13 protein-coding genes are annotated in these 23,684 nt (G+C 64.0%); 8 read left to right on the forward strand and 5 right to left on the reverse strand.

The genetic code is table 11. The annotated features are described in order from the left end of the window. Window positions 1-6: 6 nt before the first annotated feature. The 5 genes from ASD63_RS24800 to ASD63_RS24820 all read left to right on the forward strand — a co-directional run bounded on the left by ASD63_RS24800 (window position 7) and on the right by ASD63_RS24820 (window position 5,640). Entirely contained in the window at window positions 7-1,506 is a 1,500-nt protein-coding gene (locus tag ASD63_RS24800) for a GMC family oxidoreductase (protein ID WP_034803011.1), read from the forward strand. Continuing rightward, complete coding sequence (locus ASD63_RS24805; protein WP_034803008.1) at window positions 1,503-2,282, forward strand: 3-ketoacyl-ACP reductase; 780 nt, start codon at window positions 1,503-1,505, stop codon at window positions 2,280-2,282. Before ASD63_RS24800 ends, ASD63_RS24805 begins: the two co-directional genes overlap by 4 nt. Before the next feature lie 104 nt (window positions 2,283-2,386). Continuing rightward, entirely contained in the window at window positions 2,387-4,042 is a 1,656-nt protein-coding gene (locus ASD63_RS24810) for a GMC family oxidoreductase N-terminal domain-containing protein (protein ID WP_034803005.1), read from the forward strand. Window positions 4,043-4,049: 7 nt separating this feature from the next. After that, on the forward strand, window positions 4,050-4,367 hold the full coding sequence (locus ASD63_RS24815; RefSeq protein WP_034803002.1) for a Dabb family protein: 318 nt from the start codon (window positions 4,050-4,052) through the stop codon (window positions 4,365-4,367). A 7-nt stretch (window positions 4,368-4,374) separates the two neighbouring features. After that, entirely contained in the window at window positions 4,375-5,640 is a 1,266-nt protein-coding gene (locus ASD63_RS24820) for a glycerate kinase (RefSeq protein ID WP_034802999.1), read from the forward strand. Window positions 5,641-5,751: 111 nt separating this feature from the next. Here ASD63_RS24820 and ASD63_RS24825 read toward each other — a convergent pair whose 3' ends face one another. Then, window positions 5,752-7,089, reverse strand: coding sequence for an aspartate aminotransferase family protein (locus tag ASD63_RS24825; protein ID WP_034802996.1), 1,338 nt, complete (start codon window positions 7,087-7,089; stop codon window positions 5,752-5,754). 149 nt (window positions 7,090-7,238) lie between these two features. Here ASD63_RS24825 and ASD63_RS24830 point away from each other — a divergent pair, with 149 nt between their 5' ends. Then, window positions 7,239-7,787: a cupin domain-containing protein gene (locus ASD63_RS24830; RefSeq protein ID WP_034802993.1), complete on the forward strand. Its 549-nt coding sequence runs from the start codon at window positions 7,239-7,241 to the stop codon at window positions 7,785-7,787. Window positions 7,788-7,821: 34 nt separating this feature from the next. On the opposite strand, the gene ASD63_RS24835 is transcribed toward ASD63_RS24830, so the two are convergent. The 4 genes from ASD63_RS24835 to ASD63_RS24850 all read right to left on the reverse strand — a co-directional run bounded on the left by ASD63_RS24835 (window position 7,822) and on the right by ASD63_RS24850 (window position 13,535). Beyond that, window positions 7,822-9,054, reverse strand: a complete 1,233-nt coding sequence (locus ASD63_RS24835) for a pyridoxal phosphate-dependent aminotransferase (protein WP_034802990.1) — start codon at window positions 9,052-9,054, stop codon at window positions 7,822-7,824. A gap of 26 nt (window positions 9,055-9,080) precedes the next feature. Next, complete coding sequence (locus ASD63_RS24840; protein WP_034802987.1) at window positions 9,081-10,613, reverse strand: aldehyde dehydrogenase family protein; 1,533 nt, start codon at window positions 10,611-10,613, stop codon at window positions 9,081-9,083. A gap of 89 nt (window positions 10,614-10,702) precedes the next feature. Continuing rightward, entirely contained in the window at window positions 10,703-12,124 is a 1,422-nt protein-coding gene (locus ASD63_RS24845; protein WP_034802984.1) for an FAD-binding oxidoreductase, read from the reverse strand. A 10-nt stretch (window positions 12,125-12,134) separates the two neighbouring features. Further along, window positions 12,135-13,535 (reverse strand): VOC family protein, encoded by a 1,401-nt coding sequence (locus ASD63_RS24850; protein WP_034802982.1) that lies wholly within the window; start codon window positions 13,533-13,535, stop codon window positions 12,135-12,137. Window positions 13,536-13,648: 113 nt separating this feature from the next. Here ASD63_RS24850 and ASD63_RS24855 point away from each other — a divergent pair, with 113 nt between their 5' ends. Together ASD63_RS24855 and ndvB are read left to right on the forward strand one after the other, a co-directional pair. Further along, on the forward strand, window positions 13,649-14,542 hold the full coding sequence (locus tag ASD63_RS24855) for a LysR family transcriptional regulator (RefSeq protein WP_034802979.1): 894 nt from the start codon (window positions 13,649-13,651) through the stop codon (window positions 14,540-14,542). Between the two features lie 361 nt (window positions 14,543-14,903). Further along, complete coding sequence (gene ndvB / locus ASD63_RS24860; RefSeq protein WP_034802977.1) at window positions 14,904-23,531, forward strand: cyclic beta-(1,2)-glucan synthase; 8,628 nt, start codon at window positions 14,904-14,906, stop codon at window positions 23,529-23,531. Window positions 23,532-23,684 lie beyond the last annotated feature (153 nt).

Consider the following 23,684-nt stretch of genomic DNA (forward strand, 5'->3'; position numbering starts at 1 on the left):
CCAACGATGCAGGAGCAGCCGGACATCGTCATTATCGGGTCGGGGATCGGCGGCTCCACGCTTGCGGCGGGGCTTGCCGGCTCCGGCGCCCGCATCGCCATCCTCGAGCGTGGCGACCGCCTGCCCGATACGCCGGAGGCGCGCAGCTACAGCTCGATCTTCGTCAAGGGCCACTTCCGCCCGAGGGAGATGTGGCGCGAACCCGACGGCACCGAGTTCAACCCCGGAAACTTCTACTTCGTCGGCGGCAATTCCAAGCTCTTCGGTGCGGTGCTCCTGCGATACCGGGCCGAAGATTTCACCGAGATGCAGCATCTCGGCGGCGTTTCGCCGGCGTGGCCTTTCCCTTACGAGGAGCTGGAGCCCTGGTACGGCAAGGCCGAGCAGCTGTTCGAGGTGCGCGGCGAATTGGGCGACGACCCGACGGAGCCGTTCCACAGCTCGCCTTACACTTTCGGCCCGGTGCCGGACGAGCCGGCGATTGCGCGGGCCCGTGCAGAGCTGAAGGCGCAGGGGCTCAATCCGGCAACGCTGCCGCTCGGCGTCGACATCGACGCCTGGCTTGCCGGCGGGCGCACGCCCTGGGACGGGTTTCCGAACACCGGCAACGGCAAGATGGACGCTGAAACCGCATCGCTCGCTTCCGCACTGAAGGATCCCAATATCGAGCTGATCACCTCGGCGCATGTCGACACGCTGGAGGCGGGACCCGGCGGCCGGATCGAGGCGATCCACTACACCCACAGGGGCGAGAAGAAGAAGCTGTCGCCGAAGCTGGTAATCCTGTCGGCGGGCGCGATCAATTCGGCCGCCATCCTCTTGCGGTCCGGCGACGGCAAGGGGCTCGCCAACGCCTCCGACCAGGTCGGCCGCAACTTCATGAACCACAATTGCAGCGCCATGCTGGCAATCAACCCGTTCAAGCGCAACGACAGCATCTACCAGAAGACGCTGATGCTGAACGACTATTACCTCACCGGCAGCAGGGATGGCCTGCCGCTCGGCAACGTCCAGCTGCTCGGCAAGATCAACGGCGACATCCTCAAGGCCAATGCGCCCCTCTGGGCGCCGCGGTTTGCCTTCGATTTCATGGCCGGCCATGCGGTCGACTGGTACATGATGACGGAGGACCTGCCGAACCCGGAAAGCCGCATCATGGTCGACGGCAACGGCATCATCATGCAGTGGCGACGCTCGAACATGGAGGCGCTGTCCGGGCTCGAAGCGAAGATGCGCGCGCATTTCAAGGCAGCCGGCTATCCGATCGTGCTGTCCCAGGCTTTCGACAAACGCACGCCGTCACACCAGTGCGGCACGGTGCGGATGGGCAAAGACCCGAAGCATGCGCCGCTCGACACCTACTGTCGCGCCTACGACCACCCGAACCTCTTCGTCGTCGACGCGAGCTTCCTGCCGACATCGGCGGCCGTCAATCCGGCGCTGACCGTTGCTGCCCAGGCGCTCAGGGTCGCCGACCATATCGCCACTAGGGAGTTTCGATCATGACGTCATCGACGCGCCCCGTCGCCATCGTCACCGGCGGCCGCCGCGGCATCGGTCTCGGCGTCGCCCGTGCGCTCGCCCGCGAGGGCTTCGATATTGCGCTCACCGGCCTCGGTGCGGCGGACGCGACGACCGCCCAGACGCTGTCGGAACTTTCCGGCGACCACGGCCGGGCGATCTACATCGAAGCGAACCTTGCCGATATCAGCGGCCATGCGGCGACTGTCGAGCGTGTTCGCGCCGAGCTCGGTCCGATCCGCTGCCTCGTCAACAATGCCGGCATCGCCTCGGTGATGCGGGGTGATTTCCTCGATCTGCTGCCGGAAAATTTCGACACGATCGTCGCCACCAACCTGCGGGGAACGGTATTCTTCACCCAGGCCGTGCTCGTCTCGATGCTGACGGATCCGGCTGATGTAGCACCGCGGTCGATCATCAACATCACCTCGGTTTCGGCAACGATGACGTCGCCCGAGCGGCTCGACTATTGCATGACCAAGGCCGGCCTTGCCGCCTTCAGCCAGGGGCTGGCGCTCAGACTTGCCAATACCGGCATCTCGGTTTTCGAGATCCGGCCGGGTATCATCCGCTCCGACATGACCGCCGGCGTCTCGGCGAAATACGATGGCTTGATTGACGGCGGGTTGGTGCCGATGCGGCGCTGGGGCGAGCCCGATGACATCGGCAATATCGCGGCCGGGCTTGCCGGCGGCAAATTCGCCTTTGCCACCGGCTCGGTCATCCAGGCGGATGGCGGGCTTTCGATCGGCCGTCTCTAGGAAACGCGCAGGATTATTGAGGCTCGCAAGCGGGCAGGATTTGAATTGAACACGTCGAAAATTTGGAACGTTCCAAATTGGTGACGGCGGAGGGAAGACAGGGAATGAGCTACGACTACATCATCACCGGCGCCGGCCCGGCCGGCTGCGTTCTCGCCAATCGCCTCTCCGAGGATCCATCGGTCCGTGTCCTTTTGCTGGAGGCCGGTGGCGGCGACTGGAATCCGCTGTTTCATATGCCGGCCGGTTTTGCCAAGATGACCAAGGGCGTTGCCAGCTGGGGCTGGGAGACCGTGCCGCAGAAGCACATGAAGGGCAGGGTGCTACGCTATACCCAGGCTAAGGTCATCGGTGGTGGCTCGTCGATCAATGCCCAGCTCTATACCCGCGGGAACGCCGCCGACTACGACCTCTGGGCGTCCGAAGACGGCTGCACCGGCTGGGACTATCGCAGCGTGCTTCCCTATTTCAAGCGCTCAGAAGACAACCAGCGCTTTGCCGACGACTATCACGCCTATGGCGGCCCGCTCGGTGTCTCGATGCCCACGGCGGCGCTGCCGATCTGCGACGCCTATATCCGCGCCGGTCAGGAACTCGGCATTCCCTACAATCACGATTTCAACGGTCGCCAGCAGGCGGGCGTCGGCTTCTATCAGCTCACCCAGCGCAATCGCCGCCGCTCGAGCGCATCGCTTGCCTATCTTTCGCCGATCAAGGATCGCCGCAATCTGACGGTTCGCACCGGCGCGCGCGTGGCGCGGATCGTGCTTGAGGGTACACGTGCCGTCGGCGTCGAAGTCGTCACCGGCAAGGGCAGCGAGATCATCCGGGCGGAGCGCGAGGTGCTGGTAACTTCCGGCGCCATCGGTTCACCCAAGCTCTTGTTGCAGTCCGGCATTGGGCCTGCCGATCACCTGAAATCGGTGGGTGTCGCGGTAAAACATGACCTACCGGGTGTCGGCGGCAACCTGCAGGATCACCTCGATCTCTTTGTCATTTCCGAATGCACCGGCGACCACACGTATGACGGCGTCGCAAAACTCCATCGTACGCTATGGGCTGGCCTGCAATACGTGCTCTTCCGCTCGGGCCCGGTGGCGTCGTCGCTGTTTGAGACCGGTGGCTTCTGGTATGCCGATCCGAACGCCCGCTCGCCCGATATCCAGTTCCATCTCGGTCTCGGCTCGGGCATCGAGGCGGGCGTCGAAAAGCTGAAGAATGCCGGCGTGACGCTGAACTCCGCCTATCTGCATCCGCGCTCGCGCGGAACGGTGCGGCTTTCCTCCTCCGATCCGGCGGCAGCGCCGCTGATCGATCCCAACTACTGGGAGGATCCGCATGATCGCAGGATGTCGATCGAAGGCCTGAAGATCGCCCGCGAGATCATGCAGCAGGCGGCGCTAAAGCCCTTCGTGCTGGCGGAGCGCCTGCCGGGCAATTCGGTCGTCAGCGACGAGCAGTTCTTCGACTACGGCTGCGCCAACGCCAAGACCGACCATCACCCCGTCGGCACCTGCAAGATGGGCACGGACGCGATGGCGGTGGTCGGGCTCGATCTCAAGGTGCGTGGCCTTGAAGGCCTGCGCGTCTGCGACAGCTCGGTGATGCCGCGCGTTCCCTCTTGCAACACCAACGGGCCGACGATCATGATGGGGGAGAAGGGCGCCGACATCATCCGCGAGCGCCAGCCCCTGCCGCCGGCGATCTTCGCCCACGAACGCAACGACAGCCGCCCGCGCGCCCGCGCCGATATCCGTTGAGGTCCCCATGATCCGCCATTGTGTCTTCATTCGCTTCCGCCCCGAAATCTCCAGCGAGGAGAAGGCGGTGATCTTCGGGGAGATTGCCGCGCTGAAGGCCCGGCTACAGGGATTTCTTGCCGCCCATATCGGCGCCAATGTCAGCCCGGAAGTGGGCATGGACAAGGGCTTTGCCGAAGGCTTCATCGTCGACTTCACTGACGCGGCGGCGCGCGATGCCTATCTGGAAGACGAGGAGCACCGCAAGACCGGCGCCAAGATCGTTGCTGCGGCCGAGGGCGGCATTGCCGGCATCTTCGTCTACGATCTCGAAATCGCCGGCTGAGGACGCCATGATCGATGCGCGCCTCTTCCTGACCCGGCTTTTCGAGGAAGCCGTTCGAGCCGCCGATCCTTATGAGGCGATCAAGGCGCATCTGCCCGCCCCGCCGAAAGGGCGGACGGTGGTCGTCGGCGCGGGCAAGGCGGCAAGCCAGATGGCCGCCGCCTTCGAGAAGCTCTGGAAGCATCCCTTCTCCGGAACGGTCGTCGCCCGTCATGGACCGATCGAACAGTGTGAGACGATCACTGTGCTGCAGTCGGCTCATCCGGTGCCGGATGAGGCGGGGCTTGCTGCCTCGGATGCCTTGCTGAAGGCCGTGGCCGGTTTGACGGCGGACGATCTGGTCATCGCGCTGATTTCCGGTGGCGGCTCGGCCCTGCTCCCGGCGCCGCCTGAGGGTTTGACGCTCGCCGACGAGATCGCCGTCAACAAGGCGCTGCTTGCCTCCGGCGCGCCGATCTCGGCTATGAACGTCGTTCGCAAGCACGTGTCGCGGATAAAGGGCGGGCGGCTCGCTGCAGCCGCCTTTCCGGCGCGTGTCGTTAGTCTGGTCGTTTCGGACGTACCCGGCGACAACCCGGCCTTCGTCGCTTCGGGGCCGACCGTTCCGGATCGCAGCATGGCGGCCGAGGCGCTGGAGATCGTTGCCCGCTATCGCATGGAACTTCCCGACCAAGTGGTGACGCATCTGCGCTCGGAGGCCGCTGCAGCGCCCGATCCGGACAATCCGCGGTTTGCCGCGCATGAGTGTCACGTCGTTGCTTCGGCAAGCGTTTCGCTCGAAGCGGCGGCGGCCAAGGCGCGCGAACTCGGCATCGAGGCGCATATACTCTCGGACGCGATCGAGGGTGAAGCGCGCGATATCGGTCGCATGCATGCAGCGCTTGCCCGCGAAGTGGCGCTGAGAGACCGGCCGTTTGGCAAGCCGGTCGTACTGCTTTCCGGTGGTGAGACGACGGTGACGATTTCGGGCAAGGACTACGGCAAGGGCGGGCGCAACAGCGAGTTCCTGTTGTCGCTGGCGCTCGATATCGACGGCGTGTCGGGGATCGATGCGCTTGCCGCCGATACGGACGGCATCGACGGCTCCGAAGACAATGCCGGTGCCTTTGCAAATGGGCAGAGCATTGCCCGCATGCGGGCGGCTGGCATCGATCCACGTCTACATCTTACCCGGCACGACGCCTGGTCGGCCTTTGACGTGAGCGGCGATCTCTTCGTGCCCGGACCGACCGGAACCAACGTCAACGATTTCCGGGCGCTGTTGATTCGTTAGGACGCGCCTCGCGCGTAGAGACGTTAGCCGGATTCAGGTGTGCAATCGAAATGCAGACGCCGCCGCCGAGATCTTCGGCGGCGGCGTTGCCTTGTCGTGCGTCGCTTGGGCTTACTTGGCGCGCTTCAGCGCATCGCCGAGGATCGAGACGATCTCGCCAAAATGTTTCTCTTCGGCGATCAGTGGCGGCGAGAAGGCTATGATGTCGCCGGTGACGCGGATCAGCAGGCCCTTCTCGAAGCAATCGACGAAGACGTCGTAGGCGCGGGCGCCGATTGCGCCGTCGCGCGACTGCAACTCGATGCCGGCGATCAGGCCGATCGTGCGGATGTCGATGACATGAGGCAGGCCCTTCAGCGAGTGCATGGCGTCGTGCCAGGCGTCCTGCAGCTCGACGGCGCGGGTCATGAGGCCCTCGTCGCGGTAGATGTCGAGCGTGGCGATACCGGCAGCGCAGGCGGCCGGATGGCCGGAATAGGTGTAGCCGTGGAAGAGCTCGATCGCGTTTTCGGGCCCATGCATCAGCGCGTCATGCACCTTGCGGCTGGCAAAGACCGCGCCCATCGGGATCGCACCGTTGGTGAGACCCTTGGCCGCCGTCACCATATCCGGGGTTACACCGAAGAAGTCGGTGGCAAAGGCGGCGCCGAGGCGTCCGAAGCCGGTGATGACTTCGTCGAAGATCAACAGGATGCCGTGCTTGTCGCAGATGGCGCGCAGACGCTCAAGATATCCCTTCGGCGGGATCAGCACGCCGGTTGAGCCGGCGACCGGCTCGACGATGCAGGCGGCGATGGTTTCGGCGCCATGCAGCGCCACCAGCCGCTCGAGATCGTCGGCAAGCTCGGCGCCGTGTTCCGGCTGGCCCTTGACGAAGGCGTTCTTCGCGGGGTCATGCGTGTGGCGCAGGTGGTCGGAGCCAGGAAGCTGCGGGAAGACGCGGCGGTTGTTGAGGATGCCACCGACCGAAATGCCGCCGAAGCCGACACCGTGATAGCCGCGTTCTCGGCCGATCAGGCGCGTGCGGGTGCCCTGGCCGATCGCGCGCTGATAGGCGATCGCCATCTTCAGGGCCGTGTCGACCGATTCAGAACCCGAACCGGTGAAGAAGACGCGGTCGAGCTTCTGGCCTTCCGGACCCGGCGCGATTTCGGCGAGGCGCTCGGCAAAATCGAAGGCAATCGGATGGCCCATCTGGAACGAGGGCGCAAAATCCATCGTCGACAGCTGGCGCTCGACGGCAGACGCGATCTGACGGCGGCCATGGCCAGCGTTGACGCACCAGAGCCCGGCAGTGCCGTCGAGGATCGTGCGGCCGTCGGTGCTGGTGTAGTGCATGCCCTCGGCGGACGCGAGCAGGCGCGGAGCCTGCTTGAACTGCCGGTTGGCGGTAAACGGCATCCAATAGCTGTCGAGAACGGGGGCGTTGGGTTTGGTGTGCTGGTTCATGGCATCCTCCTGAGTTCGGCGATTGACGCCATGATTTGATTTGCCAAACAAGTCCTTTTCTGCTGTCAGTTAAGTCATTGAAATTTATTGTACCGTTGTAGCGTGTTTGCGCTATTTCGAACAACCTGAACACCAAGGGTTCGGATCATATGACCGTCGATATCGGAAGCCGGCTTCGTCATCTCCGCCTGATGCACAATCTGTCGCAGCGCGAACTGGCCAAGCGCGCCGGCGTCACCAATTCGACGATCTCGCTGATCGAGTCGAACGCCTCCAATCCTTCCGTCGGTGCGCTGAAGCGTATTCTCGACGGCATTCCAATCGGGCTTGCGGAATTCTTCTCCTTCGAGCCGGAACGACCGCGCAAGGCGTTCTATGCGGCGGAGGAACTGGTCGAGATCGGCAAGGGGCCGATTTCGTATCGCCAGATCGGCGAAAACCTCTTCGGCCGCAGCCTGCAGATCCTGAAAGAGGTCTATCAGCCGGGCGCCGATACCGGGAAAGTGCCGCTGGTGCATGACGGCGAGGAAGGGGGCATCGTATTGTCGGGCCGCATCGAGGTCACCGTCGACGATGAGCGGCGGATCCTGGGACCGGGGGATGCCTATTATTTTGAAAGCCGGCGGCCGCATCGTTTCCGCTGCGTTGGGCCGGTGCCTTGCGAAGTGATCAGCGCCTGTACGCCGCCGACGTTCTAGGAGCGGACGGCGCCTCGGCGCCGTCCGGAGTTCGTCAAGAAAGCCGAGCGCAGGCGTCGGCGATGCGTTTGAGCGCTTCCTTCAGTTCCGCTTCCGAGGTCGCATAGGAAATGCGGAAGAACGGCGAGAGACCGAAGGCCGAGCCCGGAACAACGGCGACGTGGGCGTCGTCGAGGAGGTAGGCGCAGAAGTCCGTATCCGTTGCGATTGCCTTGCCCGAGGGCGTGACCTTGCCGAGCATGCCGGCGCAGCCGGAGAAGGTGTAGAAGGCACCTTCCGGGACGCGGCAATCGAGGCCGTCGATGGCATTGAGGCCGGTAACGACGAGATCGCGGCGGCGCTGGAAGCTGGCGGTCCGTTCCTTCAGGAACTCCTGCGGACCAGTCAGCGCGGCAACCGAAGCGGCCTGGCTGACGGAGGAGGGGCAGGAGGTCGCCTGGCTCTGGACAACAGCCATCGCCTTGATCAGGTCGCGCGGACCGCCGGCATAGCCGATGCGCCAGCCGGTCATGGCATAGGCCTTGGAGACGCCGTTGACCGTGAGCGTGCGGTCCTTGAGGCGGGGCTCGAGCTGGGCCGGGGTGACGAAGCGGAAGCCGTCATAGACGATGTGCTCGTACATGTCGTCGACCAGCAGCCACACATGCGGATGCTTGAGGAGCACGTCGAGCAGCGGCCGGTAGTCGCTCGCGCTGTAGGCGGCACCCGACGGGTTCGAAGGCGAGTTCAAAAGCACCCAGCGCGTCTTCGGCGTGATTGCGGCCTCGAGCTTGTCGGCGGTCAGCCGGAAGCCGGAGGAGGCGTCGCAGGGGATCAGAACCGGCTTGCCTTCGCAGATCTGGACGATATCCGAATAGGAGGTCCAGTAGGGCGTCGGGATGACCACCTCGTCGCCCGGATTGATCGACGCCATCATGGCGTTGAACAGGATCTGCTTGGCGCCGGTCGAAACCGTGATCTCGTCCTGCTCGTAGGCAAGGCCGTTTTCACGCTGGAACTTTTCGCGGATCGCCTTCTTCAGTTCCGGCGTGCCGTCGAGGGCGGTGTACTTGGTGTCACCGCGCTTGATCGCCTCGCAGGCGGCGTCCTTGACGAAGTCGGGCGTGTCGAAATCCGGTTCGCCCGCACCGAGGATGATGACCGGCTTGCCTTCGCGCTTCATCGCTTGCGCGCGAGCGCCGATCTTCAGGATTTCGGACACCCCGATCGAGGAGATCCGCGAGGCGGGCTCAAAGCCCGCCTCCTTGACCGTTGCGTTGATGGTCATGGTCTCTACCTACCTGGGTGCGCCGATTATTCGATGTCGAACGACACGCCCTGCGCCAGCGGCAGGGCCTTCGAATAGTTCACCGTGTTGGTGGCGCGGCGCATGTAGGCCTTCCACGAGTCCGAACCGGATTCGCGGCCGCCGCCGGTTTCCTTCTCACCGCCGAAGGCGCCACCGATTTCGGCGCCCGAGGTGCCGATGTTGACGTTGGCGATACCGCAATCCGAGCCATCGACGGCGAGGAAGCGCTCGGATTCCTGCATGTCGCGGGTGAAGATCGAGGACGACAGGCCGGCTGCGACCGCATTGTGGTCGGCAACGACGGCGTCGAAGTCGCTGTACTTCATGACGTAGAGGATCGGCGCGAAGGTTTCTTCGAGAACCGGTCCGGCCTGCTTGGGCATTTCGACGAGAGCGGGCTTGGCGTAGTAGCCGTTGTCATAACCGAGCTCGACGCGCTCGCCGCCAGTGACGGTGCCGCCATGCGACTTGGCTTCGGCGATTGCCTTCTGCATGCCGTCGAAGGCAGCCTTGTCGACGAGCGGGCCGACGAGGGCGGTGGTTTCGAGCGGGTTACCGACAGAGACCGAACCGTAGGCCTTCTTCAGGCGCGGAACGAGCTGGTCGTAGACGCTTTCATGCACGAACAGGCGGCGCATGGTGGTGCAACGCTGGCCGGCGGTGCCCATGGCGCCGAAGGCGATGGCGCGCAGCGCCATGTCGAGATCGGCCGACGGGCAGACGATGCCGGCATTGTTGCCGCCGAGCTCGAGGATGGCGCGGGCAAAGCGCTTGGCGAGGCGCGGACCGACGTCGCGGCCCATGCGGGTCGAGCCGGTGGCCGATACGAGCGGAACCTTGGGGTTGTCGACGAGAACTTCACCGACGGTGCGGTCACCGATCAGGACCTGCGACAGGCCTTCCGGCGCATCGCCAAAGCGGGCGAGCGCGCGCTCGAAGATCGCCTGCGAGGCAAGCGCCGTGAGCGGGGTCTTTTCCGACGGCTTCCAGACGACGGAGTTGCCGCAGACGAGCGCCAGTGCGGTGTTCCACGACCAGACGGCGACCGGGAAGTTGAAGGCGGAGATGACGCCGACGACACCAAGCGGGTGCCAGGTTTCCATCATGCGGTGGCCGGGACGCTCGGTGGCGATCGTCAGGCCATAGAGCTGGCGGGAAAGGCCGACTGCGAAATCGCAGATGTCGATCATTTCCTGCACTTCGCCGAGGCCTTCGGAGGTGATCTTGCCGGCTTCGATCGAAACCAGGCGGCCGAGGTCTGCCTTGAAGGCGCGCAGTTCTTCGCCGAGCAGGCGGATCAGTTCGCCGCGCTTCGGGGCGGGAACCAGGCGCCAGGCCTTGAAGGCTTCATGCGCCTGGTCGATCTTGGCGGCGGCTTCAGCGGCCGAAACCGTCTTGAGGGCCGCGATCTTCTCGCCGGTGACCGGGCTATAGGACGGCATGTCGCCGCCGGTGTAGAGTTCCTTGGCGACGCCCATCTTTTCGAGAAGCGCCGCGGCTTCCTTGGTCACGTCGACTTTCTTGGTTGCGATGTTCATGGTCTGACTCCCGTTTTATTGGTTTAGATCATTCGTTGGAGCGAAATGTCGGCGGAAGACCGCACACACTTTCCTCATTCCGCTCTGGCCTATCCGAAACGCACACTGCCGAGCTTTCCCGGCGAGGTCAGCGTCTTCAGGCCCGCGGCCATGTCCTTGAGTTTGTCTGGTGTATAAAAGTCGTAATAGGCCTGATTGCGGCGGCCGATCGCATGTTCCGCGCTGAAGCTGCCGTGATATTCCTCGACGGCGACGGCGAAAACCCATTCGCGTAGCCGGGGTTCGAAAGTCTCGTCCTTGAGAAGATCGCTGTTCTTCGGCACGACGAGGTTGAAGTGCACGCCGCCGTCGCCGATATGGCCGAAATCGCAGACGGTCACGTCGGGGAATTTCGAGGGCATTTCGGCCTTCATATGGTCGCAGAAGGCCATGATGTCACCCCGGCGGAAGGAGACATCGAAGGCGATCAGCTTGCCCAGGTGCTTGACGCCCTCAGACAGCGCGTGGCGTAGCGCCCAGATTTCGTGCGGCGGACCGACGAAGGCGTCGGCGAGCGGTGCCTCCTCCATCTCCCAGATTTCGGCCAGCGCCGTTTCCAGCACGGCGTCGAGCGACTGTTCGCCTTCGCGCGGTGCCCAGGTGCGGCTGATCTCGGCGAGAATGACGTAGTCGGGGACTTGGCCAGCCTGGAACGGGTTTTTCAGCGACGGCACGTGGGCAAAGGCTGCCTTGACGGCATTGCTCGACATGCCCTCGAAGGCCGAAAGGTAGGCGCCGAGGCGTTCTTCCATGGCGCGCAGCAGCGGCATCACATGGGCGCCGCTCGCCGGAACCAGCAGTGCCGTTGCCGTCTGCTGCGGCAGGCGCTCGAGGTTGAGCACGCATTCGGTGACGATGCCGAAGGCGCCCGAGGTGCCGACGAAGATCTGCTTCCAGTCAACGCCGGTGTTGTTCTTGCGCAAGTCGCATTGCAGGTCGAGCACGGTGCCGTCCGCGTCGGCCAGCACCACCTTGAGGCCGAGCGTGTTTCGGCGCACGTCGCCGTATTTTAGGAAGCGTGAGCCGCCGGTATTGGTGGCGATCATGCCGCCGATGCGCGGGTCGGCGCCGAGATCGATCGGGAAGAACAGGCCGTGCTCTTCCAGCCGCCGGTTGAGATCGGACAGCCGGAAGCCGGCGTCGAGCCGAACCGAGCGGTTGTCGAGGTCGAGTTCGAAGCGTTTTGCCAGCCGGTCGAGGCTGAGGATGGCTTCGTCGCCCGACTGATCCGGCGTCGAGCCGGAGACGAGGCCGGTGTTGCCGGACTGCGGGATCAGCGCGATGCCGTTGGTGACGCAATAGGCGACAGCGGCGGAAACCTCTTCGGTCGTCGCCGGCCGCAGCACGAGCGGCGTCCGGCCGCGATCATAGCGCGCGCCGGTCTCGTAGGCTTCCAGGTCTTCCGGACGCGTGACGACACCCTTGTCTCCAAGGATGTCGGTGAGCGCGTCGATGTGCAGTTGGTCGATCATCAGGGAAGCATCATTCCGCAGCGATGGCGCCGGTCAAGGCCTGAATGCAGCTTTCGATCGAAGCCTGCTCGATACCGGCATAGTGATCGAACTCGTTGAGCACGGTCGCACCGAGATCGGCCTCGAAGCGCTTCTGGTTCGGGCTGGCGACGAAATCCTGCTGCGCCCCGTCGCCGAGGTTCGACTGGAAGATGCCAGCGGCGCTGACCGGCAGGAAGTCTTCATAGACGATCGCGTCGAACTGGACGAGGCCAGCGGCGATCAACGCTTCGATGTCGTGCTTGCTGGAGACGCCGGCCTTGCGGCCTTTTTCCGTCAGCGAATAGCTGAAGTAGCCGAGCCCGGCTTCGCGGATGCCTGCCCAGGTGTCCGGGAAAGGCTCGAAAGCCCCGGCAAGTGCCGCTTCGTATTCGCGCGCGTTGGAACCGTCGGCCGCCGGGCGGACGATCTTGCGCGAGGCGTCGAGCAGTTCGTCGTAAAGCGCGCGGCCCTTGGGTGTCAGCGCGATGCCGCGCTGTTCGATCTCGCCGAAGCGGGCGGTGTGCGAGCCTTCCTTCCAGGTGCCGTCGGCATCCTTGAAGGAAACCGGCTCTTCGAGCGCCTTGAACGAGGTCTGGCGCAACAGGATCGGGCACTTGCGGGTCGGCGGGCCCTCGACGACGGCCTTCGGGGCAATCGCGTATTCCGGCATCAGCGCCTGCACCTTGTCGATGTCGAGCGTGCGCGGCGTCAGGTGGTTGATGTGTGGGCCCTTGAAGGAGACGACGTCGGCGATCAGGCGATGGGCGTCATGCAGGCGCTTGTACATGTCGGGGCTGACATTGGCCTTGTCGTGCCAACGAAATGTTTCGAGCACTTCCGAGACGAAGCGCTCTGCATCCACCTTGTCGAGACCGCCGTCGCGCTCGGCCTTTTCCGTGAGTTCGACGGCGCCGGCGGTGAAGATCTGGCGCGCGGCCAGAATAACTTCGGCTTCGGCACGCAGCGTTTCATCGGCGATGAGGTCGAGACGGAGCAGCGAGGTGAAGACGCGGAACGGATTACGCTTCAACGCGGCGTCGCCGACCGGGCGGAAGGCGGTCGAATGCACGGGAACGCCAGCGGTCGAGAGATCGTAGTAGCCGACCGGGTACATGCCCATGACGGCGAAGACGCGGCGCATCATAGCGAGTTCGGCGGGGGTGCCGAGCCGAATCGCGCCGTGGCGCTCCTCGGAGATGCGGTCGAGCGAGTCCGTCGCGTCGAGGCGCTCCTTCAGCTTGGGGTCGGCGGCGAGCGTATCGTCGTTGACCTTGGCGACCAGCTCCATCAGCGTGCCGTAGGCCGGCACCTCTTCGCGGTACATGACCGACATGGCTGCGGAAAAGGCCGAGCGGATGTCGTCGGCGGATACGAAACTATTCTCTTTCACTGGGGCTCGCCTCGCGCTATGGGTGAAGGACAAGGTCATTCTCATTTCGGATCATATCCGATCGAACTGGCCATTGATCGCGTTGCTTCTGACTATGTTGATGCGAGGGCGGAATGAAGTTGAGCCGAAGACTGGTTCCCGACGTGACGACGCTGCAGGCGTTCGAATGCGCGGCGCGACACGGCAGCTTCACGCAGGCCGCAGCCGAGTTGAACCTCACGCAGAGCGCCGTCAGTCGCCAGATCAAGGATCTCGAAAACCAGCTCGGGGTGCTCTTGTTCGAGCGCGTGCGTCAGCGGGTGATCCTGTCGGATGCCGGGCAGAAGTTTCTGCCGGAGGTGCGTCGCCTGCTCAACCAGACCGAGGAACTGATGGTGCGGGCGATGGCGTCTGCCAGGGCGGATTCAACGCTCTCGATCGCGTCATTGCCGACTTTCGGCAGCCGCTGGCTGGTACCGCGTCTTCCCGATTTCCTCAAGCGCCATCCGGACACGGTGATCAACATCGCCTCGCGCTCTGCGCCGTTCGATTTCGAGGAGCAGAATTTCGATCTGGCTATCCATTACGGGCAGCCGGTCTGGGCGCGCGCGACCTGCAGTTATCTCTGCAGTGAGATCATCGTGCCCGCCGCAAGTCCCGCCATGCTGGCAACCCATCCGGTTGCCTCCCCTGAAGATATCGTCACGGGGCCGATGCTCCATCTCGCCACAAGGCCAAAACTCTGGGCGCAATGGTTCGAGGCCAACGACATGGACGGGCGCGGCGCTTATCGCGGCAACCGTTTCGATCAGTTTTCCATGGTGATCGAGGCGGCGACCGCCGGGCTCGGCTTTGCTCTTTTGCCACGCTACCTGATCGAGCAGGAAATTGCCGCCGGCACGCTGCAGATCGTGCTCGACCGGCCGATGCAGACGGAAAACAGCTATTACCTCGCCGTGCCCGAGGGCAAGCTAGAAAACCCGATCAGCCTGGCGTTTCGCGAGTGGATCACCGAGCAGGTGGGCTGACCTGTGGTGCTTTTGTCGAAAATTCGTGGGAACCTTCCTCGCCCCATCACGTTTCGCCTCGTCTGCCACCCGCGATGAAGCTTGAAAGAGGGCATTTGAAAGAGTTGTATCGAAGTGCCACTGGGGGCGCGCACAGCGGCCGGTTCCGGCTTGATTCGGCTGTGCGCAAAACGTCCGATCTTGTATGAGCAATCCTTGCAAGCTGTTGGCACCACGGCTAAAAAATGCCATTTTCATGCATCACCGCGGCCTTGAAAACCAATGCGCCGCCGGCTTTGCGATCTCCGATGCCCAGTCGAGGGCGGTGCCTGTTACCGCCAGATCCCGGTTTCCCGGGAAATGACGGTGGATGGGAGGACACATGACCGTGTCTAGCAACGCGCCGGCTCAGCCTGATTTCTCAGGACCGCAGCCAACCCGGCACCCCGACGAGGGCCGGGCCGATCAACCCCGGTTGGATTCAGAACCCGTACCCATGCAGCTCCAAACTACGCCGCCCACCTCACCGCGCGAACCGGAAGCGAAGCAGATCGATTACAACGATTCGATCCGCTCCACCTTCTTTTCGATGGAGGACCTCCGGCAATGCGGCGAGGATCTCGCGGCCAAGGGTGTCTCCTCGCTGCCGGGCTTCTTCCCGTTCGAGTTCCGTCCGCGGCATCGCGAGAACGAGAACGAGATCCTGCGCGTCTACCGGGCGACGGCCGCGGACGTCGAGGCCGGGGCAACGATCACGCCGGCCGCCGAATGGCTGCTCGACAACCATCACGTCGTCGAAGAGGCGATCCAGGAAGTGCGGCGCGATTTCCCGCGCCGGTTCTATCGCCAGCTCCCGACGATTTCGGTTTCGGGCACGGTGATCCCGCGCACCATGGCGCTCGCCTGGCTCTACGCTGCCCACACCCACAGCACGGTGACCCGCGAAAGCATCACGGCGATGGTCGAGGGCTTCCAGAAGCACGAGACCTTCAAGATCGGCGAACTTTGGGCCTTGCCGTCGATCCTGCGCTTCGTGCTGATCGAGAACCTGCGTCGGATTGCCATCCGCGTCGAACGCTCGCGCGGCATGCGGCGCAAGGCAAACGACGTCGCCGACCAGATCATTCGCCTCAGCGATCCGGAAAAGTCGCGCACGCTGCTTGCGGAATCGGAAGCGCTGGCGGCCGACAACACCTTCGTCGCGCAACTGCTCTACCGCATGCGTGACGGGTCGCAGACCTCGGGCGCCGTGATCGGCTGGATCGAGGATCAGCTCGAGAAGCGCGGCAGCGATGTCGAAAGCGCGCTGGTCGCCGAGCAGAACCGTCTGTCGTCCGGCAATGCGACGATGAGCAACATCATCCGCAGCCTGCGCGAGATCGACGACACCGACTGGGCCGTCTGGTTCGAAAGCGTCAGCAAGATCGATGCGGCGCTGCGTGAAGGCTCCGATTATGCGGCGCTCGATTTCGGGTCGCGCAACAAGTACCGCGACACGATCGAAAAGCTGGCGCGCCGTTCGGGGCACAGCGAATTCGAAGTGACGCAAATCGCCATCCAGATGGTGCGCGAGGCGGAAGTCGTGGCCGAGACGGAAGCGCCGCTGCAGCAGCCGAATGTCGGATCCTTCCTCGTCGGCAAGCAACGCAAGCTTCTGGAAAAGAAGATCAGCTACCGGCCGTCGGTGCTGCAGACCATCATTCGCCTCAGCCGCAGGCTCGATTGGTTTGCGATCGCCGGGCCGAACATCCTTCTGACCATCCTGGCGATGATTGCCGTCTACTCCTTCGTCAGCCCGATGGCGATCCCGAGTGGCGCGAAGCTGATCATGCTGCTGCTTTTCGCGCTGCCGGCCTCGGAAGGCGCGATGGGCCTGTTCAACACGCTGGTGACGCTGTTCGTCAAACCGTCGCGACTGGTCGGCTACGAGTTCCTCGACGGGATCCCCGAGGACGCCCGAACGCTCGTTGCGGTGCCGTGCCTGATTTCCAAGCGCGATCACGTCGACGAACTGGTGCGCAATCTCGAGGTTCACTATCTCGCCAACCCGCGCGGTGAGATCTACTTTGCACTGGTCAGCGACTGGGCTGACAGCAAGGACGAGGAATCGAGCACCGACGCCGATGTGCTCGATTATGCCAAGCGCGAGATCGCTCAGCTCTCGGCGCGTTATGCCTATGACGGCAAGACCCGATTCTACCTGCTGCATCGCCGCCGCCTGTATAACGAGCAGGAAGGCGTGTGGATGGGCTGGGAGCGCAAGCGCGGCAAGCTGCACGAGCTGAACATGCTCTTGCGCGGTGACCGCGACACCTCGTTCCTGCAGGGCGCCAACACGGTGCCGGACAACGTTCAGTACGTGATGACGCTCGATTCCGACACGCGCCTGATGCGCGATGCGGTGACGAAGCTCGTCGGCAAGATGTACCATCCGATCAACCGTCCGGTTGTCGATCCGAAGACGCAGAACGTGATCGCCGGCTACAGCCTGCTGCAGCCGCGCGTCACGCCGTCGCTGACGACGGGCAGCGAAGCCTCCGCCTTCCAGCGCATCTTCTCCTCCAACCGCGGCATCGACCCTTACGTCTTCACCGTTTCGGACGTCTACCAGGACATTGCCGGCGAAGGCAGCTTCACCGGCAAGGGCCTCTATCATGTCGACGCCTTCGAGGCGGCGCTGAAGGGGCGCATCCAGGAAAACGCCGTTCTCAGCCACGACCTGCTCGAAGGGTCCTACGTGCGCTGCGCGCTGGTGACTGACGTCGAACTCGTCGAGGACTTCCCGACCCGCTACGAGGTGGAAATGTCGCGCCAGCATCGCTGGGCGCGCGGCGACTGGCAGCTGCTGCCCTATATCTTCAATCTGTCGAACGGGCTGTCGATGCTCGGACGTTGGAAGATGTACGACAACCTGCGCCGCTCGCTGATCCCGCTTGCCTGGCTCGTCGCCTCGGTCATGGGCTGGTACTACATGGAGCCGACCGAAGCGCTGATCTGGCAGATCGTGCTGATCTTCAGCCTGTTCGTGGCGCCGACGCTGTCGCTGATCAACGGCCTCCTGCCGCGCCGCAACGACATCGTTGCCCGAGCGCACCTGCATGCGGTGTTGAACGAAGTCCGTGCCGCCAACGCGCAGGTCGCGCTGCGCATCGTCTTCATCGCCCACAATGCGGCGATGATGGGCGACGCCATCGTGCGTTCGCTCTACCGCACGTTCGTCAGCGGCAAACTGATGCTGGAATGGCGCACGGCCGCGCAGGTGCAGAGCGCCGGCCACGGCACCATTGGCGACTATTACCGCGCCATGTGGGTTGCGCCGGCGCTGTCGGCGATCTCGCTGGCCCTTGCGGCGATTTCCGACACCGGCCTGCCCTTCATCGGCATTCCCTTTGCGCTGCTGTGGGCCCTGTCTCCAGCCGTTGCCTGGTTCGTCAGCCAGTCGGCCGAAACCGAAGACCAGCTCGTCGTTTCCGATGAGGCGATCGACGAGATGCGCCTGATCGCGCGCCGCACCTGGCGATACTTCGAGACCTTCGTCACCGCCGAGCAGCACTTCCTGCCGCCGGACAACTTCCAGGAAACGCCGCAGCCGGTTCTCGCCGAGCGGACGTCGCCGACGAATATCGGCGTCTACCTGCTCTCCGTCATGTCGGCGCGCGATTTCGGCTGGATCGGCTTCGAGGAGACGATCAACCGGCTGGAACAGACGATCGCCACCATCGACCGGATGCCGAAATATCGCGGCCACCTGTTCAACTGGTACCGGACGAATACGCTCGAAACCATGGAGCCGCGCTACATTTCGTCGGTCGACAGCGGCAATCTGGCCGGTCATCTGATCGCCGTGTCGTCAATGTGTCGCGACTGGGCCGAAGCGCCGTCGGCGCATGTCCAGGGCAGTCTCACCGGTATCGGCGACGTCGCTGCGATCCTTCAGGAGGTGCTGCGCGACCTGCCCGACGACCGCAAGACGGTGCGTCCGTTGCGTCGCCTGATCGAAGAACGCATCGTCGGCTTCCAGAACGCGCTCGCCGCGATCATGCGCGAACACGAGTTCGCTTCGATCCGCGTGATCAACCTGGCCGTTCTGGCGCGCGACATGCACAAGCTCACCGTCAATCTCGACCATGAGGTGCGCACGCCGCAAAGCAGCGAAGTGACGAAGTGGGCCAACTCGCTCGTCACCACCTGCGAAGCCCATATCGCCGATGGCGTCTTCGATCTCGGCGCAATCGAATCGCTGCGCCAGCGCCTGCTGGTGATGAAGGACCGGGCACGCGACATCGCCTTCTCGATGGATTTCGGTTTCCTGTTCCGTCCGGAGCGGCGCCTGCTGTCGATCGGCTTCCGCGTCAACGCCAACGAGCTCGACGAGGCCTGCTACGACCTTCTTGCGTCGGAAGCCCGTCTCACCAGCCTGTTTGCCATCGCCAAGGGCGATCTTCCGACGGAGCACTGGTACAAGCTCGGCCGGCCGATCGTGCCGATCGGCGCACGCGGTGCGCTGATCTCCTGGTCCGGCTCGATGTTCGAATACCTGATGCCGCCTTTGGTCATGCAGGAGCGTCAGGGTGGTATCCTCAACCAGACCAACAATCTGGTCGTGAAGGAACAGATCAACCACGGCCGTCGCCTCGGCACGCCGTGGGGCATCTCGGAAGCCGCCTTCAACGCGCGTGACCACGAGCTCACCTACCAATACACCAACTTCGGTGTGCCGACGCTCGGTCTCAAGCGTGGTCTCGGCCAGAACGCGGTCATCGCGCCCTACGCCTCGATCCTCGCCTGCATGTACGATCCGAAGTCGGCGCTCGCCAACCTCGGGCGTCTCCGCGAGGTCGGCGCGCTCGGCGCATACGGCTACCACGACGCCGTCGACTTCACGCCGACGCGCGTGCCTGAGGGCCAGAAGTGCGCGGTGGTTCGCAACTACTATGCCCACCACCATGGCATGTCGATCGCGGCTGTCGCCAACGTCGTCTTCAACGGCCGCCTGCGCGAGTGGTTCCACGCCGATCCGGTGATCGAAGCCGCCGAACTGCTGCTGCAGGAAAAGGCGCCGCGCGACATTCCGATCATGAATGCTAAGCGCGAGCCGGAATCGGTCGGCAAGGGCCAGGACGATCTCCTGCGCCCTGAGGTCCGCATCATCGAGAACCCGCTTTCGCAGGACCGCGAGACCGTGTTCCTCTCCAACGGCCATTACTCGGTGATGCTGACGGCCAACGGCGCCGGTTACGCCCGCTGGAACGGCCAGTCGGTTACCCGCTGGAAGCCGGATCCGGTCGAGGACCGTACCGGTACCTTCATCTTCCTGCGCGATACGACGACCGGCGACTGGTGGTCGGCGACGTCGGAGCCGCGACGCGCGGCCGGTGAGAAGATGCTGACGCGCTTCGGCGACGACAAGGCGGAATTCGTCAAGACCGTCGGTGATCTCACCAGCGAGGTGGAATGCATCGTCGCCACCGAACACGATGCCGAAGGGCGCCGGGTCATGCTGCTCAACACCGGCACCCAGGACCGCTTCATCGAAGTGACCTCCTATGCCGAGCCTGTGCTTTCGACTGACGAGGCCGACAGCGCACACCCGGCGTTTTCGAAGATGTTCCTGCGCACGGAAATCAGCCGCCGCGGCGATGTCATTCGCGTCAGCCGCAACAAGCGCAGCTCCGGCGATCCGGACATGGAAGTGGCGCATCTCGTCACCGACAATGCCGGTAGCGACCGCCATACGGAAGCCGAGACCGACCGTCGCCGCTTCATCGGCCCGGGCCGCACGCTTGCCGAAGCCGCTGCCTTCGATACGGATGCGGTGCTTTCCGGCACGGACGGCTTCACGCTCGATCCGATCATGTCGCTGCGCCGGGTTGTGCGCGTACCCGCCGGCAAGAAGGTCAGCGTCGTCTTCTGGACGATCGCCGCCCCGAGCCGCGAGGAGGTCGATCGCGCGATCGATCGCTACCGCCATCCGGAGACCTTCAACCAGGAGCTCATCCACGCCTGGACCCGCAGCCAGGTGCAGATGCGCCATGTCGGCGTGACCTCGCAGGAAGCGGCAAGCTTCCAGATGCTCGGCCGCTACCTCGTCTATCCGGACATGCATCTGCGCGCCGATTCGGCGACGGTTCAGGCCGGCCTCGATTCTCAGTCGAAGCTCTGGCCGCTGGCGATTTCGGGCGACTACCCGATCTTCTGCCTGCGCATCAATGACGACGGCGATCTCGGCATCGCCCGTGAGGCGCTGCGCGCCCAGGAATACCTGCGCGCCCGCGGCATCACCGCCGATCTCGTGATCATCAACGAGCGCGCCTCGTCCTATGCCCAGGACATGCAGCACGCGCTCGACTCCATGTGCGAGAACCTGAGGCTTCGCGGTCTCTCGGACGGTCCGCGCCAGCACATCTTCTCGGTGCGCCGCGACCTGATGGAGGCGGAGACGTGGTCGACCTTGCTGTCGGCCTCGCGCGCGGTCTTCCATGCCCGCAACGGCACGATCTCCGACCAGATCGCCCGCGCCAACTCGCTCTATTCGCCGGCACCGGTGAAAGGCTCCGAAAAGAGCGCCGAGTTCTCAGGCCCGCTGCTGGCAGCGCCGCAGGAGGACGCGGATGCCGCTCCGGCGGAAATCAAGGGCGATGGCCTTTCCTTCTGGAACGGCTTCGGCGGTTTCGCCGATGGCGGTCGCGAATACGTCGTGCGCCTGCGCGGCGGCGAAGCGACGCCGCAGCCCTGGATCAATGTCATCTCCCATGATGCTTTCGGCTTCCACATCTCAGCCGAGGGTGCGGCCTATTCCTGGAGCCGCAACTCGCGCGACTACCAGCTGACGCCCTGGACCAATGATACGGTCGTCAACCGGCCGGGCGAAGCCATCTTCATCCGCGACATGGCAAGCGGCACGGTCGCCACGCCCTATGCGGCGCTCTCGCGCCGCCGTTCCGTCGTCTTCGAGACGGCGCACGGGCTCGGCTATTCGATCTTCCGCAGCACCCAGGACGACCTTGAGATCGAGGTCGTCCAGACGGTGCATCGCAACCTGCCGGCCAAGCTCGTCCGCGTGTCTGTCCGCAACCGTGCGGCGTCGGCGCGGCAGTTGAGGCTCTATGGCTACAACGAGTGGGTACTTGGCAACAACCGTGCCCGTTCGGCGCCCTTCGTCCTTTCGAAATGGGACGAGACGGCCGAGGCGCTGGTGGCGACCAACCCTTACAGCATCGATTTTGCCGGCCGATCCGCCTTCTTCGCCGTCGATGGCGGCGATGCGGCCGGCTACACAGCCAGCCGCCGGGAGTTCCTGGGCGCGATCGGCGGCATTCTGGCGCCGCAGGCGGTCACTTCTGGTGCCGATCTTTCGGGCTCCGTCGATGTCGACGGCGATCCTTGCGCGGTGGTCGCAACGGACATTTCCATCGAGCCCGGTGCCGAACGGCAGGTCACGTTCATCCTCGGCGATACCGATACGGACGATCAGGTTCGAGCCATCATCGGCGAACTGCGTGAGACCGCGTTCGACACGGTGCTTGAGGCGAACAAGACGTTCTGGCGCGAATTCACCGACATCGTGAAGGTGGAAACGCCGGATCCGGCCTTCAACGCCATGATCAACAACTGGCTGCCCTATCAGAGCCTCGGTTGCCGCATCATGGCGCGCTCGGCCTTCTATCAGGCAAGCGGTGCCTTCGGTTTCCGCGACCAGTTGCAGGATACGCTGGCGTTCCTGATCCATCGTCCGGAACTCGCCCGGGCACAGATCCTCAACGCTGCCTCCCGCCAGTTTACCGAAGGCGACGTGCAGCATTGGTGGCTGCCGGGAACAGGCGCTGGCGTGCGCACGATGATCTCCGACGACGTCGTCTGGCTCGCCCATGCCGTGACCCGCTATTGCACGGTGACCGGCACGTCCGATCTCCTTGCCGAGAAGCTTGCCTTCATCACTGGCCCGGCGCTCGAAGCGGGGCAGCACGACGCCTTCTACAAGCCGGAGATTTCCGAAGAGGTCGGCGACGTCTACGAGCATTGCGCCCGTGCACTCGATCTTGCGATCAAGCGGACCGGTGAGAACGGCCTGCCACTGTTCCTTGCCGGCGACTGGAACGATGGCATGAACCGGGTGGGCGAGAAGGGGCAAGGCACGAGCACCTGGCTCGGCTGGTTCCTCGCCGGCACGCTGCGTGGCTTCCTGCCCTTCGCGCGCGAGCGCAAGGACGAGGCGCGCATCACGCGCTGGGAGGCGCATCTCGAAGCGCTCAAGAAGGCGCTCGCGACCGCCGGCTGGGATGGCGACTACTACCGTCGCGGCTATTACGACGATGGCACGCCGCTTGGCACGAGTGAGGCTCTGGAGTGCCGGATCGATTCGATCGCTCAGTCCTGGAGCGTGCTTTCGGGCGAAGGCGACGAGCAGCGTTCGCTGAAGGCGATGGACGCAGTCATGGCTGAACTGGTCGACCCCGACCAGCGCATCGTGCGGCTGTTCACACCGCCGCTCGAGCGGACGTCGCAGGATCCGGGCTACATCAAGGCCTATCCGCCGGGCGTGCGCGAGAATGGCGGGCAATATACTCACGCCGCCACCTGGGTCGCCTTGGCCTTTGCCGAACAGGGCAGGGCGGAAGAGGCCTGGCGGGTCTTCCAGATGCTGAATCCGATCTCGCATGCCGAAAACCGCGAAGCGGCGGAACACTATCGCGTCGAGCCCTATGTCGTTGCCGCCGATATCTACGGCGAAGGCGATCTGGCGGGGCGTGGCGGCTGGACCTGGTATACGGGATCTGCCGGCTGGCTCTACCGTGTCGGCGTCGAGGGCATCCTCGGTATTCGCCGGCAGGGCGACAGGCTGGTCATCCGTCCGGTGCTGCCGGCAGCCTGGAACGGCTACTCGGCCGAAGTGACGCTCAATGGCGCGCGGCACAAGATTTCGGTCGAACGCGACAAGAAAAGTGGCGAGCCGATCGTCAGCGTCAACAATAGTGTCACAAAAAACGCGCATGAAGGCATTTTGCTGTAACGGCCGGCATTGAAGACAGGATGAAACCGGCTTTGTTCCCGCAAGGGCAAGGCCGGTTTTTCTTTGCGGATTTGCCGGCGGCGCGACCTCGACGGCTGAGCGTCGTGCAGGAATTCAAAGTCCTACAGCGACCTTTGCGCGTCTGATAAGACG

This window comes from Ensifer sp. Root558 (assembly GCF_001427045.1).
GTDB classification, from domain to species: Bacteria; Pseudomonadota; Alphaproteobacteria; order Rhizobiales; family Rhizobiaceae; genus Ensifer; species Ensifer adhaerens.

Bases quoted from the DNA above. Each gene is read 5' to 3' on its own strand.
- ASD63_RS24810 (WP_034803005.1), top strand. From the start codon at position 2,387: ATGAGCTACGACTACATCATCACCGGCGCCGGCCCGGCCGGCTGCGTT.
- ASD63_RS24825 (WP_034802996.1), bottom strand. From the start codon at position 7,089: ATGAACCAGCACACCAAACCCAACGCCCCCGTTCTCGACAGCTATTGG.
- ASD63_RS24835 (WP_034802990.1), bottom strand. From the start codon at position 9,054: ATGACCATCAACGCAACGGTCAAGGAGGCGGGCTTTGAGCCCGCCTCG.
- ASD63_RS24800 (WP_034803011.1), top strand. From the start codon at position 7: ATGCAGGAGCAGCCGGACATCGTCATTATCGGGTCGGGGATCGGCGGC.
- ASD63_RS24855 (WP_034802979.1), top strand. From the start codon at position 13,649: ATGAAGTTGAGCCGAAGACTGGTTCCCGACGTGACGACGCTGCAGGCG.
- ASD63_RS24840 (WP_034802987.1), bottom strand. From the start codon at position 10,613: ATGAACATCGCAACCAAGAAAGTCGACGTGACCAAGGAAGCCGCGGCG.
- ASD63_RS24845 (WP_034802984.1), bottom strand. From the start codon at position 12,124: ATGATCGACCAACTGCACATCGACGCGCTCACCGACATCCTTGGAGAC.
- ndvB (WP_034802977.1), top strand. From the start codon at position 14,904: ATGACCGTGTCTAGCAACGCGCCGGCTCAGCCTGATTTCTCAGGACCG.
- ASD63_RS24820 (WP_034802999.1), top strand. From the start codon at position 4,375: ATGATCGATGCGCGCCTCTTCCTGACCCGGCTTTTCGAGGAAGCCGTT.
- ASD63_RS24815 (WP_034803002.1), top strand. From the start codon at position 4,050: ATGATCCGCCATTGTGTCTTCATTCGCTTCCGCCCCGAAATCTCCAGC.
- ASD63_RS24830 (WP_034802993.1), top strand. From the start codon at position 7,239: ATGACCGTCGATATCGGAAGCCGGCTTCGTCATCTCCGCCTGATGCAC.
- ASD63_RS24805 (WP_034803008.1), top strand. From the start codon at position 1,503: ATGACGTCATCGACGCGCCCCGTCGCCATCGTCACCGGCGGCCGCCGC.